Consider the following 13,917-nt stretch of genomic DNA (forward strand, 5'->3'; position numbering starts at 1 on the left):
CAATTTGAGTTTCAATATATAAAATTATTGTTAATAAAATTTTTAATAACTCTTTAAAATTATCTTGCTTTTAATCTATATTTGTTTTGATGACATTAGCCAACTACATAAGCGATTTATTATACCGTTACGAATGTGTAATTATACCAAATTTTGGAGGTTTTGTAACTAAAGAAATTTCAGCAAAAGTTAACAACTACACGCATACATTTTATGCACCTAGTAAAGAGTTATCTTTTAATGCACATTTACAAAATAACGATGGTTTATTAGCAAATTACATTGCTACAGCCCAAAACATATCATACGAAAAAGCGTTAAACTACATTAACCAACAAATTAACGATTGGAAATGTACGCTTGCTTATGACGAGCTTCAAATTGAAAAAATTGGTAGCTTAACTTTAAATAAAGAAGGCAAATTACTTTTTGAACCAGATACCACGGTTAATTACTTAACCTCATCATTTGGTTTAAGTTCATACGTGTCTCCAGCTGTTAAAAGAATAACTTATAAAGAGCAAGTTAGAAAATTAGAAACCGTAGCTCCAATTTTACCTTCTGAAGAAAACAAACGTAGAACACCTGCATTTATAAAATATGCTGCAACTGCCGCTATTATTTTCGCATTAGGAAGTGTTGGATGGAATCAATTTCAAAAATTTGAACACAATAATTTAGTTGCAAAAGCTGAAATTGAGCAACAACAAGTTGATAAAAAAATTCAAGAAGCTACTTTTATTATTGAAAACCCTTTACCTGCCATTACCTTAAACGTTACTAAAGAAACTAAAAACTTTCATGTAGTTGCCGGAGCTTTTAGAGAAGCTGAAAATGCTGAGAAAAAATTACAAGAATTAATAAGCAAAGGTTATAGTGCTAAAATTTTAGGTTTAAACAAATGGAATTTAACACAGGTTGCTTACGCTAGTTTTAACTCTAGAAACGAAGCTATTAACCAATTAAATGCTATTAAAAAATCTGAGTCTAAAGACGCTTGGTTGCTAGTAAAAGAGTACTAAATAATACTTAAATACTATTATTCTAATTTCTTAAAATAGATATATCTTTGCAAAAAACATTTTGCAATGGTAAAAACACCTAAAGAATCGCTTACTGTATTAACTGATATTGTATTACCTGGAGAAACCAATCCGCTAGGAAATTTATTTGGTGGCGAATTATTAGCAAGAATGGATAGAGCTTGTAGTATTGCTGCACGTAGACATTCGCACCGAATTGTTGTTACCGCCTCAGTAAATCACGTAGCTTTTTCAAAAGCTGTTTCAGTAGGAAGTGTTGTTACTTTAGAAGCTAAAGTTACCAGAGCTTTTAAATCTTCTATGGAGGTTTATGTAGATGTTTGGATTGAAGACAGAGAATCTCAACACAGAACTAAAGTTAACGAAGGTATTTATACGTTTGTTGCTGTTGATGATATGGGACATCCTGTTCAAGTACCTCAAATTAAACCAGAAACCGAATTAGAAACATCTCGTTTTGAAGGAGCTTTAAGACGTAAACAGCTAAGTTTAATATTAGCTGGTAAAATGAAAGCCGATGACGCTACCGAGCTAAAAGCATTATTTAATTAACCTTCTGTCATACCTGCGTAGGCAGGTATCCATTATTTTCTTTACTATAAGCTCATCCTTCGCAGGAGTAACAATCTTGAGTTAATCTGTACTATTTCTTAACAAAATAGAGACTTGTCCTTATTTTGTCCATACCCTTTTTACCACTTTTGAATTTTCAATAGTTAGCTTTGAAATAGAAATATTTTAAATTAATTATTATGACCAATAAAACAATATACACCTATTTGTTTTTCATTATTCTTGGAACTTCAGTTTTAAACGCACAAGTTTGGAAAAATCCAGATGCAAAAATTGACGATAGAGTTGAAAGCTTGTTAAAAGAAATGACTCTTGAAGAAAAAGTTAGTTATTGCGGCTCACGTATTCCTGCAATTGAACGGTTAAACATACCAAATTTCGAATGGTATGGAGAAGCTCTTCACGGCTTAAAAGCTTGGAATTGCACGCAGTTCCCTCAAAATATAGCTTTAGGTTCTACTTGGAATCCCGATTTAATGTTTGATGTGGCTACCGCTATTTCGAACGAAGCCCGTGCTTTAAAAAATCAAGGACAGAAAGAAGTTATGATGTTCTCACCAACTGTAAATATGGCTCGTGACCCTCGTTGGGGAAGAAACGAAGAGTGTTATAGTGAAGATCCTTTTTTAATGTCTGAAATTGCACGTATGTACGTGCGAGGTATGCAAGGTAACGACCCCAAATATCTAAAAACCGTAACTACAGTAAAACATTTTGTAGCAAACAATGTTGAAAAACGTAGAGAGTTCAGTCATTCGCTTGTTAGAGATATTGACTTGTACGAGTATTATTTCCCTGCTTACAAAACTTGTATTATAGATGAAGAAGCAACAGGAATTATGACTGGTTTAAATGGCGTAAATGGAGTTCCTTGCTCTGCAAATAACTGGTTGGTAAACGATGTTTTGAGAAAAGAATGGGGTTTTAAAGGTTACGTAATTGCTGATTGGGCTGCCGTACAAGGACTAGAAAAACGTATGCGATTTGCAAAAACACAAGAAGAAGCTGCTGCAATGGCAATTAAATCTGGAATTGATCAAGAATGCTACAGACATAAAACAAAACCGGCGCCGTTTGTTACAGCATTAAAACCAGCTATTGAACAAGGTTTATTAACAGAAGAGGAATTAGATGTTTCTGTAAAAAGACTCTTAAGACTACGTTTTATGACAGGTGATTTTGACGACCCTTCACTCAATCCTTATTCCAAAATCCCTAAAAGTGTTCTTGAAAGTGAAACTCATAAAAAAATTGCTCTTAAAGCAGCTGAACAATCTATTGTTCTATTAAAAAATAATAATATTCTGCCTTTAAAAAAGGATATTAAAAATATAGCTGTTATTGGTCCTTTTGCAGATCGTTGTTGGTTAGGAATTTACTCGGGAAACCCAAAAAGTAAAATTACACCGCTTGAAGGAATTCAAAAAAGTGTAAATGGCAAAGTAAACTATGCTGAAGGATGCTCGGTTACAGGTGCAGATGATGATCAAATAAAGATTGCAGAAGCTGTGGAAATTGCAAAAAAAGCAAATACAGTTGTTCTGGTTGTAGGAAACGATGAATCAACAGCTACAGAAACACGTGACAGACTTTCTTTAAAACTACCTGGCAACCAACATCAACTAATTAAAGCTGTTAGCGCAGTTAATAAAAATGTAGTATTAGTACTTGTTCCTAGTGGCTCTACTTCCATTGGTTGGGAACAAGAAAATTTACCAGGAATTATTTGCGCATGGCCAAATGGACAAGAACAAGGTACAGCACTAGCTAATGTATTGTTTGGAGATGTTAATCCGGGTGGTAAATTAAGTACAACCTGGGTAAAATCAGAAAAACAATTACCTCATTTGCATGATTATAATGTAAAAACCTGGAAAGATGATTACGGCCCAGAAGTTAGTCGAACTTATATGTATTCTAAAACAGATCCACTATATCCATTCGGATTTGGGTTGAGTTATACTCAATTTGAAATTTCAGAATTGACATTAAGCAAAAAAACCATTAAACCTATGAATAATCTTGAAGTTAATGTTAAAGTTTCTAACATTGGCGATATGGATGGTGATGAAATAGTACAAGTATATGTACGTGATGTTGAAGCTGAACATATAGTTCCTATAAAATCATTAAAAGGGTTTAAACGAGTTCATGTACCTGCAGGAGAAAGTAAAACAGTAAGCATTAATTTGCCTTACGAAGCATTTTCTTATTACGATGTTTCTTCAAAAGAGTTTAAGGTTGAGGAAGGAAAATTTGAAATTTTGATTGGTCAATCAAGTGAAAAGATAGTAGCCCAAAAAACATTAATGGTTAAGGGCGGTACTATTCCAAAAATAAGTGTTGGACAAAAAAGTGGCTATTTTAATGCTAAAGATAAAAACCGTACTAAAAACTGGGATTATTTGTACGCTGGTAATAGTATTGGCAATACAAAAAACAATCAAAATAATGATACTGAGTTTGAATGGATAGAATACGAAATTGTGTTTATTGATCCTGGAGTTTATGTAAGCAGTTGGGATGCAGAACTAAACTTTTCCGAGGCTAGCAAAGAAGCTGAAATTGTTAGTTCAATGTCTGGTGTAGAAATTGATTCACATACAATCTTGAATAATCAACGTAAACTTCAAATTAAAATTCCAATTCCACCAGAATATGGTAAACCTGTTCGTTTAAGAATAAAAACAGTTAATGGAAAGGTAAAACATAAATCAATAAAAATTATACCTCCAGGAAATAAAAAACCTTTTGTAATTACCAAAGTCATTGCAAAGTCTGAATAATACGTTCTTAAGAAAATAACAAGTTAAGGTTTCGTCAACCTGAACTTGTTTCAGGTTCTCATTCTGATTGACAACCATTGTAATGAGATTCTGAAACAAGTTCAGAATGACGGCTTAATAGTTCTTAGACAGCCCTATTTCTAAATAAATTTACATTTTATAAATCCAATTTACCGGATTTTCTGTAGTTGTATTTTTAAGTAATACAAAATCTAAAATTGTTTTTGAAGTAATTTTATCAGTAAAAATTGTACCTATAGATTGTTTTGTTTTAACCTTAGAACCTTTACTAACAGTAACATTTTCTAAGTTTTTATAAACAGTTATATAATTACCGTGCTGAATTAAAACTGCCTTTTTATTACCAGACATTATTTGAATAGCCATTACAGTACCATCAAAAACAGCTCTTGCTTTACTGCCTTTATTTGTTGTAATTCTAACTCCGTTACTTTGTATAGTTAACGTTTTTACAACCGGATGCGGCTGTTTACCATAATACGTAGAAACATAACCTTTTTCTACTGGCCAAGGTAATTTACCTCTATTCGATGTGAATTTTGAAGCCAACGCTTTCGCTTCAGCAGTTAAAGCAAATGTTGCTGAAGTACTTTTTTTACCCGCCTTTTTATTAGATGCAGCAATAGCCGCTCTAATAGATCTTTCTATGGCTGCATTAACACGCTTTTCTTCTTTAATAAAACCAGCAATTTGCTTTTTATATTTACTCTCTTTTTGCTTTACTTGAGATAATAAAACCTCTTGAGTTTTCTTTTCTTTCTCTATAGAATTTTGCTCCTCTTTTTTATCGGTTAATAACCTTTGTTTCAAACTTTTTTTAACCGTTAAAGAATCTGTTAACGTTTGTAATTCTACAGTTTTTTGTTGAATTTCCTCTCCTTGCGTTTTTCTATAAGCATTGTATTGTTTCATATATTGAAACCTTTTATATGCTTGCAAAAAATTTTCAGAAGACAATAAAAACATCATTCTATTGCTTTGAGACTTACTTTTGTAAGATTTGTAAACCATATTGGCATAATCCTTTTTTAAAGCCTCTAAATCTCTTTTATTCTTATTTATTTCTAACTGATTTGTGTAAATTTCATTCCCCAACTCTTTGGTTTCACTAGAAATAACAGAAATAATATCCTCACTAATTTTAATTTTATCTTTAATATCGTTTAACTCTCCAACTAAATTTTTTTCTTTACGTTTTGCATTAGAAAGCAATGCGTTTATATACACTTTATCTTTTTGCAACTGTACACGCCTAGCCTCTAAAACTTGTCGTTTAGTTCTTTGAGCTGAAGTTTGAACAGCTATAAATACTACAAAAATGAATAATAGATGTTTTGGGTTGAAACGCATTATTTTAAACTAATTTCTTTATAACCACTTGGTATTGTAAATGGAAATGTTAACTCTTTATTAAACTCAACAGATTTATATTCAATATTAATAGTTGTTAAATCTGCATCATCAACAGCTTCAATATTAATATTTTCTGGAAATTGCTCACCACCAATATTTTTATACTTTGGATAAGAAACCGTTAAAACTTGCTTTTTCTCATCGTTTGATATTGCTTGCTTGTTTATTTTAAAATTATCTGGATTCAAGAAAAATAAAATATTAAACAATTCATTCTCTCTTTTTGGTTTTATTTCATAATCATTTTCAACAATCTTAGAATTGTATTTTCCTTTTTTAAGGTTTAAAACCGCTTGTCCCAATAATATATTCTGAACTTTTTCGTAATCCAGTTCTGTTCCCAACCACTTGCTTAATAAACTAAAATCGCCATCAAAGTAAGTTCTATTTAACTTTTCGTAATAACTAACATTGGTAGGTGTAATTTTTACTTTAGCTAACGGAATTCCAATTTTTGAAGCACTTAACCAAATAGTTTTATCCTTTTCTAATCGCAATCGCACACTTACAGAAACCGAACGTTTTTTATCTTTAAAACGAGCATTCATTTTAGCATAAATAGTTTCTTGCTTAAAAGCTGTATTGTAATGGTTAGAAATTATTTTTTTTGTTGAAATAGAATTAACTGTACTATTTGTAACAGATTTATGTGTTTTACACGATGTAAAAACTAAAAGAAATAATAGTACTGTTTTATAAAAAATCTTCATTTAATTAACCTTTGTTTAAAGCTGCTGCCTTTTGTTTGTATTTTAAAGCTTCTTTGGTGTTGTTTAGTTTTGTATAACTAAAAGCTAATTGATTGTAAAAATCTGCCTCCAAAGCGTTATTATCAAACACAAAATCAATGCCAAGTGTTAAAACGTCAATTGCTTCATTATATTTTCCAAGCTTGTTTAACGCTACACCATTTAACTTATATAATACTGGCTGAGCCGGAAATAATTCCAAACCTTGAGAAACATCAATAAGTAAAGCTTTGTAATTTTGCAATTCTGCCTCTTTATTTAATAATGTTAGTAATGCTTTATAACTCTTTCCTTTTTTAAACTGAGAACGTAAATCTTCAATATTTACATCATTTGACGCTGGTTTTACAACATTAGTGTTTTTTGTAAACGCCTTTTTCCTGCTTGCAATAAACTTTTTATACGATTTAATTCTTCTAGTAGTAAGTGCTTTTTTTTCTATTTCTGAAATTAGTTTTTCAGCTTCAACAAAATTTTGATCTCTAATATATAGCAACACTAATTGATCGGCGCATTTAGGTTTCAGTTCTACTAATTTTTTCTGAACCTCGATAGCTTCTTTCGTTTTTCGTTGCGCTCTTAAAACAGCAACTTTTTGAGCTAATAAAAAATTATTTTTTGGCTCTTTATCTAATGCTTTATTTATAAACAATTCAGCTTCAGCATATTCTTTTATTAATAAAAAGTTTTTTGAAAACTCAAACTCAACAGCAACACTCGAAGGATAAATTTCATAACCTTTTTCTAAATTTTCAATAGCCTTATCGTAGTTTTTAATTGCTTTTTGTTTTAAAGCTTCAAAAAAATAACTTTGAAATTTTAAATCGTTTTCTTCTTCAACGTTAACTTTTGGAACCTCAACATTTTGTTGCGCCCAAGAGTTTATTGAAATACTTACCATTCCAATAAAAAAAACAATATGTAAAAAATTATGCTTCATTTTAAGGTGCAATATACAATTAAATGCTTTTAAATTCCTTTAGGAATGGCATCAATTAATTTTTGAGTATAGCTTGTTTTCGGGTTTTTATAAATTTCATCTGCATCTCCAATTTCTTCAATTTTTCCTTTATTCATTACCACTAACTGATCGGCCATATATTTAACAACCGCTAAATCATGCGATATAAAAATGTAGGTAAACCCAAAAGTCTGCTTTAATTCATTCAATAAATTTAAAACTTGTGCTTGAACCGAAACATCTAAAGCAGATACAGATTCATCACAAATAATTAATTTTGGCTTTAAAGCAATGGTACGTGCAATTCCAATTCTTTGACGTTGCCCACCAGAAAACTCATGCGGATAACGATAAAAATGCTCTTCACTTAACCCAACCTGTTTTAAAATATCTAGTACATATTCTTTTCTTTCTGTTGAAGAATTTAAAATTCCGTGTACTTTCATAGGTTCCATTATAGCTTTTCCAACAGGAATTCTTGGGTTTAAAGATGAAAAAGGATCTTGAAATATAATTTGAACTTCTTTTCTAAATGCCTTAATTTCTTTTTTTGAAAGCGTTGTAACGTCCTTTTGTTTGTAAAAAAACTGCCCGCTAGTTAATTTTTCTAAATGTAAAATGGTTCTACCCAATGTTGTTTTTCCGCAACCGCTTTCTCCAACTAATCCTAAAGTTTCGCCTTCAAACAATTTAAAAGAAACATTATCTACAGCTTTTACATAGTGCTTTTTACTAGATAAAAAACTACTGTTTACAGTAAAATAAGTGGCAACCTCATTAATTTCTAATAATGGTTTTTTGCTATATGTTTTTTTATGAAATTCTTCTCTTTCTTTTGAAGTATAAACAGTTGTATCAATAGTATTTTCAATAAAATTAGAAACTGTAGGTAACTTTTTTAAACGTTCTTTTAAATTTGGTTTCGAATTTATAAGTGCTTTTGTATAATTATGTGTTGGGTTTTTAAACACCTCAATGGCAGCCCCTTGTTCTACAACTTTACCTTTATACATTACTAAAACATTTGTAGCAATTTCAGAGACCAAAGCCAAATCATGAGATATAAAAACAATACTCATATTGGTTTCTTTCTGCAACTCCTTCAACAATAAAATTATTTCTTTTTGAACTGTTACATCCAATGCAGTTGTTGGTTCATCGGCAATTAAAATTTGAGGTTTGCAAGCGATTGCCATCGCAATCATAACTCGTTGCTTTTGACCACCTGAAATTTGATGTGGATATTGATTAAAAATATTCTCTGCTCTAGGAAGTTTAACTTTATTAAACAATTCAATCACTTCCTTTTTTGCCTCAAACTTTGTAATTTTTTTATGTTGAAGTAAAATTTCAATCACCTGAAAGCCACAAGTTAAACTCGGATTTAACGAACTCATAGGTTCTTGAAAAATCATTGAAATTTGATTACCTCTTATATTTTGAAATGCTTTATTTGACGTTTTTGCCAAATTTTTTTCATTAAAAATAATAGAACCTTCTACAATTGCCGTTTTTGGAAGCAACCCTAAAATAGCTAAAGACGATACAGATTTTCCACTTCCAGACTCTCCAACAATTCCTAAAATATCACCTTCATTCAACTCAAAATTAACAGCCTCCACTACTTTATTTACTGCAATGTTCGATTTAAATGAAATGGATAAATTTTCAACTTTTAACAACATAATTTACTTTTATATTCTTTTCAAACATTTGCTGAATTAACTAATACAAATGTAAATTTAACACTTATTTGTTATCATAAATTTAATTTAATACCTTGATAAACAAAAAATTACTAACCTAATCAAATTTTACTATGCTAAAAAAACTACTATTATGTTTTTTTGTTTTTACTCTAAATTATGGTTTTTCACAAACCAATCCGTGGAGTACATCTTCTAAAAACATTTCGACAGCTTTACAAGGCAAAAATGAAATCTCTAACAATTTTAAAGTTTTCAGTTTAAATGTAGATCAATTAAAAATTGCCTTAGCAACATCTCCTAAACGAGGAGGTTATTTACAAAAGTCATCAACTATTATCGAATTTCCTAATGCAAATGGAGAATTCGAGCGTTTTACAATATTCGAAGCCTCTACAATGCACCCAGATTTACAGGCGAGATTTCCTAATATTAGATCTTATGCCGGACAAGGAATAGACAATCCAGCATCCACGATCCGATTTAGCGTTTCGCCTATAGGTTTCAAAAGTATGATACTTACAAGCGGTAGAGATGCCGTTTTTATGGAGCCATATTCTAAAGATCTTAAAGATTATATGGTATATTCTAAAAAGTCTAAAACAGCATCGTTAAATGAATTTGAATGCTTGGTTAAAGACAACGTATCTAATAAAATAAAATCTGGTTTAACAGCTAGACCAAATGCAGACGATGGAATTTTACGTACATATCGTTTGGCAATGTCTGCAACTGGAGAATTTACACAGTATTTTGGAGGAACTAAAGCACAAGCATTAGCTGCAATAAATGCCACTATGACACGTGTAAATGGTATTTTTGAAATAGATTTTGGTGTTACAATGAACTTAATTGCAAATACTGATGATGTTATTTATACATCTGCAAATAGCGATCCTTATACTTCTAGTTTAAATTCTCAATTACAATCTACATTAACAAGTGTTATTGGTGAAGCAAATTATGATGTTGGTCACTTAGTTCATAACGGAAGTAACAACGGTAATGCAGGTTGCATAGGTTGTGTTTGTGTAGATGGCAGCAAAGGAAGTGGTTTTACTTCTCATACAGTACCAGAAGGAGACAATTTTGATGTAGATTATGTTGCTCATGAATTAGGACACCAATTTGGCGGTAACCATACTTGGACATTTAACGGTAATGAAGGTACTAACGCACAGGTTGAACCTGGTAGTGGGTCAACAATTATGGGTTATGCAGGTATTACTGGAGCAACAGACGTACAATCGCATAGTGATCCGTATTTCCATGCAATGACAATTCAACAAATAACAAACTACGTTAAAACAACTAGTTGCCAAACAAATACTAATACCGGTAACAATGTACCAACTGCTTTAGCAGGTTCCGATTATACAATTCCAAAAAGCACTCCTTTTATTTTAACTGGTGACGGAACAGATGCTGATGGAGATAACTTAACTTATGTTTGGGAACAAATGGATGAGAATAACGCTTCATCTACTTACCCAAGTACAACTGCAACTACAGGAGTTGCATTTAGATCTTTTAGTCCTTCAACAGAAAAAACAAGAACTTTCCCACAACTTTCTACAGTTTTAGCCGGAAATACCTCTACACAATGGGAAACTGTACCTTCGGTTGGAAGATCGTTAAATTTCAGATTAACAGTTAGAGATAATGTAGCTGGTGGAGGAACAAATAATAGTGATGATATGGTTGTTACTGTAAATAGTTCAGCTGGACCATTTGTAGTTTCTGCTCCAAATTCATCGTTAACTTGGAATGTAGGACAATTACAAACTGTTACTTGGGATGTTGCTGGAACTAATGGAAGTGCTGTAAATTGTCAAACTGTAAATGTTTTATTATCAACAGATGGAGGTAACACCTTCCCAATCTCTCTAGCTGCAGGAGTTGCTAATGATGGTTCTCAACAAATTACGGTTCCTAATAATATTGGAACTCAAAACAGAATTAAGGTTGAAGCTGCTGATAATATTTTCTTTGATATTTCAAACACTAATTTTGCTATTGAAGAAGAGGTTATTTGTAATGCAACTGTACCAACTAATTTAGCTTCATCAAATGTTGGAGCAACTGGGGCAACTCTTTCTTGGAGCGCTGTTTCTGGAGCAACTTATGTTCTTCAATATAGAGAAACTGGAACATCTACTTGGACACAAGAAAGTACTGGATCAACTTCATTTGATATAACAGGGTTAAATACTTTAACTCAATATGAAGCGCAGGTACAAAGTGTTTGTTCTAGCGGAAGCTCTGTATTTAGTTCTTCTGTAAACTTTACTACTTTAGAACAAGTTTTAACTTACTGTACTTCAAAAGGAAATAATGTTAGTGATGAATATATTGGTAGAGTTGAAATAGGAACCATTGATAATTCTTCTGGATCTGGAAATGGTTATAGTGACCATACTTCAATTTCAACAAATTTAAATAAAGACGAAGCAGTTACAATAACAGTAACACCTACTTGGACAGGAACTATTTATAGTGAAGGTTATTCTGTTTGGATTGATTATAACAAAGATGGTGATTTTAATGATTCTGGCGAGCAAGTTTGGACTCAAGCTGCTACAAGAAATACACCTGTAAGTGGAACATTTACGGTTCCTTCATCTGCAAACGCAGGAGCTACAACAATGAGAGTTTCAATGAAATATAATGGAATTCCTTCTTCTTGTGAAACGTTTACTTATGGTGAAGTTGAAGATTATACTGTTGTTATTATGGAATCTGGTCCTGATACTGAAGCTCCTACTGCACCAAGTTTAACTTCAAACGATATTACAGAAACTACTGTAGATTTAAGCTGGAGTGGTTCAACAGATAATGTTGGCGTTACTGGATATGATGTTTATAGAGATGGAACTTTAATTACATCAACTTCAAATACAACCTACCAAGCAACTGGTTTAACAGCTGGAACAACATACAATTTCACAGTTAGAGCAAAAGATGCTGCAGGTAATATCTCGGCAGATAGTAATACTGAAACAATTACAACCGATGCTCCTGATACACAAGCGCCAACTGCTCCTAGTTTAATTGCTAGTAATATAACTCAAAATTCAGTTGATTTAAGTTGGAGCGGCTCAATAGATAATGTTGGAGTAACTGGATATGATATTTACAGAGATGGAACCTTAATCGCTTCTACCACAAATACTACATACCAAGCAACTGGTTTAGTTGCAGGAACAACGTATAATTTCACAGTTAGAGCAAAAGATGCCGCTGGTAATATCTCGGCAGATAGTAATACTGAAACAATTACAACCGATGCTCCTGATACACAAGCGCCAACTGCTCCTAGTTTAATTGCTAGTAATATAACTCAAAATTCAGTTGATTTAAGTTGGAGCGGCTCAACAGATAATGTTGGTGTTACAGAATATGATGTATATCAAAATGGTATTTTAGTAATTTCCACATCAAACACAACATATCAAGCTAATGGATTAACGGCTGGAACTACTTATAACTTTACTGTTAGAGCAAAAGATGCTGCTGGCAATATTTCTGGTGACAGTAATACAGAAACTGTAACTACCGAAGCGCCAGATTCACAAGCACCAACAGCACCTAGTTTAATTGCAAACAACGAAACTTCAAATTCAATTGATTTAAGTTGGAGTGGAGCAACTGATAATGTTGGAGTAACTGGTTACGATGTATACCAAGATGGAAGTTTATTAACTTCAACAACAAGCACAACATACCAAGTAACTGGTTTAGCTGCAAATACTACTTACAGTTTTACTGTTAGAGCTAAAGATGCTGAAGGAAATACCTCTGCAGATAGTAATACAGCAACTGCGACTACTTTAGAAGGTGCTACAAATTCGACTACTATTTTACACCAAGGATACTTTGAATCTGGCTGGGATGGCTGGGCTGATGGTGGAAGTGACGTTGCAAGATATGGTGGAAGCAGGTCGTATGAAGGAACATATTCAATCAGAATAAGAGATAATTCTGGTGCTGCATCAGCAATGACATTGTCTAATGTAGATGTAAGTCCTTATGACTCTGTTGAAATTAACTTTTATTTCTATGCTAGAAGTATGGAAAGTGGTGAAGATTTTTGGGTTCGTTATTACAATGGTTCATCTTGGACCACGGTTGCAGCTTATGCAAGAGGAACCGACTTTAACAATAATAGTTTCTACTCTGCAACAGTTACTTTAAATAAAGCTAATTATAACTTTGCATCAAATGCAAGATTTAGATTTCAATGTGATGCCTCTGGAAACTCAGATTATATTTACATAGATCAAGTAACTATTTCGGGTATTATTGGAACAGGAAGCAGTAGAGGATTAGATGGAACTCAATACATTAAATCTCTAAACGATATTGCTGAAAGTGAATTTGACATTGATGAATTTACAGTATATCCGAACCCTGTAAAAGGTGAATTTTTAACTATTAGAATGAGTTATAATAGTGAAGCAACTTATAGTTTAACAAACCTTTTAGGGCAAACTATTAAAACAGGAAACGTAAGTGAAACTGTTAATGTTGGCAATTTAAAACCTGGAATTTACATTATTGAAGTAAACGACGGAGAAGAAATAATGAGTAAAAAGTTTATTAAACAATAACAAACAATTTATAAACCTTTAAAACCCGAGAAATTTCTCGGGTTTTTTTATGTAG

General features: G+C 32.1%; 8 protein-coding genes. 4 read left to right on the top strand and 4 right to left on the bottom strand.

Translation table 11 applies throughout. The annotated features are described in order from the left end of the window. The first annotated feature begins 89 nt into the window (after window positions 1-89). From BLU40_RS12875 to BLU40_RS12885, 3 genes are all read left to right on the top strand, one after another. Complete coding sequence (locus BLU40_RS12875; RefSeq protein WP_090124206.1) at window positions 90-1,022, top strand: HU domain-containing protein; 933 nt, start codon at window positions 90-92, stop codon at window positions 1,020-1,022. Between the two features lie 66 nt (window positions 1,023-1,088). Next, complete coding sequence (locus BLU40_RS12880; RefSeq protein ID WP_090124209.1) at window positions 1,089-1,595, top strand: acyl-CoA thioesterase; 507 nt, start codon at window positions 1,089-1,091, stop codon at window positions 1,593-1,595. Window positions 1,596-1,795: 200 nt separating this feature from the next. Continuing rightward, entirely contained in the window at window positions 1,796-4,402 is a 2,607-nt protein-coding gene (locus tag BLU40_RS12885; RefSeq protein ID WP_090124212.1) for a glycoside hydrolase family 3 C-terminal domain-containing protein, read from the top strand. 150 nt (window positions 4,403-4,552) lie between these two features. Here the strand turns inward: BLU40_RS12885 and BLU40_RS12890 are convergent, their stop codons facing one another. Genes BLU40_RS12890 through BLU40_RS12905 form a run of 4 tightly spaced genes read right to left on the bottom strand, consistent with a single transcriptional unit; the run spans window position 4,553 to window position 9,231 of the window. Beyond that, window positions 4,553-5,773, bottom strand: a complete 1,221-nt coding sequence (locus tag BLU40_RS12890) for a murein hydrolase activator EnvC family protein (RefSeq protein WP_090124215.1) — start codon at window positions 5,771-5,773, stop codon at window positions 4,553-4,555. Further along, a complete protein-coding gene (locus tag BLU40_RS12895) occupies window positions 5,773-6,546 on the bottom strand; it encodes a lipoprotein insertase outer membrane protein LolB1 (protein ID WP_090124217.1) in 774 nt (257 codons plus the stop codon). Before BLU40_RS12895 ends, BLU40_RS12890 begins: the two co-directional genes overlap by 1 nt. 4 nt (window positions 6,547-6,550) lie before the next feature. After that, window positions 6,551-7,525: a tetratricopeptide repeat protein gene (locus BLU40_RS12900; RefSeq protein WP_090124220.1), complete on the bottom strand. Its 975-nt coding sequence runs from the start codon at window positions 7,523-7,525 to the stop codon at window positions 6,551-6,553. A gap of 29 nt (window positions 7,526-7,554) precedes the next feature. Then, window positions 7,555-9,231 carry an ABC transporter ATP-binding protein gene (locus tag BLU40_RS12905; RefSeq protein ID WP_090124222.1) on the bottom strand — a complete coding sequence of 559 codons (1,677 nt, stop codon included), beginning with the start codon at window positions 9,229-9,231 and terminating at the stop codon, window positions 7,555-7,557. 134 nt (window positions 9,232-9,365) lie between these two features. Between BLU40_RS12905 and BLU40_RS17795 the strand changes: the two genes are divergently transcribed. Further along, complete coding sequence (locus BLU40_RS17795; protein WP_090124225.1) at window positions 9,366-13,862, top strand: fibronectin type III domain-containing protein; 4,497 nt, start codon at window positions 9,366-9,368, stop codon at window positions 13,860-13,862. Window positions 13,863-13,917: the final 55 nt, after the last annotated feature.

The organism is Lutibacter oricola, from assembly GCF_900106565.1.
Taxonomy (GTDB): Bacteria; Bacteroidota; Bacteroidia; order Flavobacteriales; family Flavobacteriaceae; genus Lutibacter; species Lutibacter oricola.

Bases quoted from the DNA above. Each gene is read 5' to 3' on its own strand.
- BLU40_RS12875 (WP_090124206.1), top strand. From the start codon at position 90: ATGACATTAGCCAACTACATAAGCGATTTATTATACCGTTACGAATGT.
- BLU40_RS12880 (WP_090124209.1), top strand. From the start codon at position 1,089: ATGGTAAAAACACCTAAAGAATCGCTTACTGTATTAACTGATATTGTA.
- BLU40_RS12885 (WP_090124212.1), top strand. From the start codon at position 1,796: ATGACCAATAAAACAATATACACCTATTTGTTTTTCATTATTCTTGGA.
- BLU40_RS12890 (WP_090124215.1), bottom strand. From the start codon at position 5,773: ATGCGTTTCAACCCAAAACATCTATTATTCATTTTTGTAGTATTTATA.
- BLU40_RS12895 (WP_090124217.1), bottom strand. From the start codon at position 6,546: ATGAAGATTTTTTATAAAACAGTACTATTATTTCTTTTAGTTTTTACA.
- BLU40_RS12900 (WP_090124220.1), bottom strand. From the start codon at position 7,525: ATGAAGCATAATTTTTTACATATTGTTTTTTTTATTGGAATGGTAAGT.
- BLU40_RS12905 (WP_090124222.1), bottom strand. From the start codon at position 9,231: ATGTTGTTAAAAGTTGAAAATTTATCCATTTCATTTAAATCGAACATT.
- BLU40_RS17795 (WP_090124225.1), top strand. From the start codon at position 9,366: ATGCTAAAAAAACTACTATTATGTTTTTTTGTTTTTACTCTAAATTAT.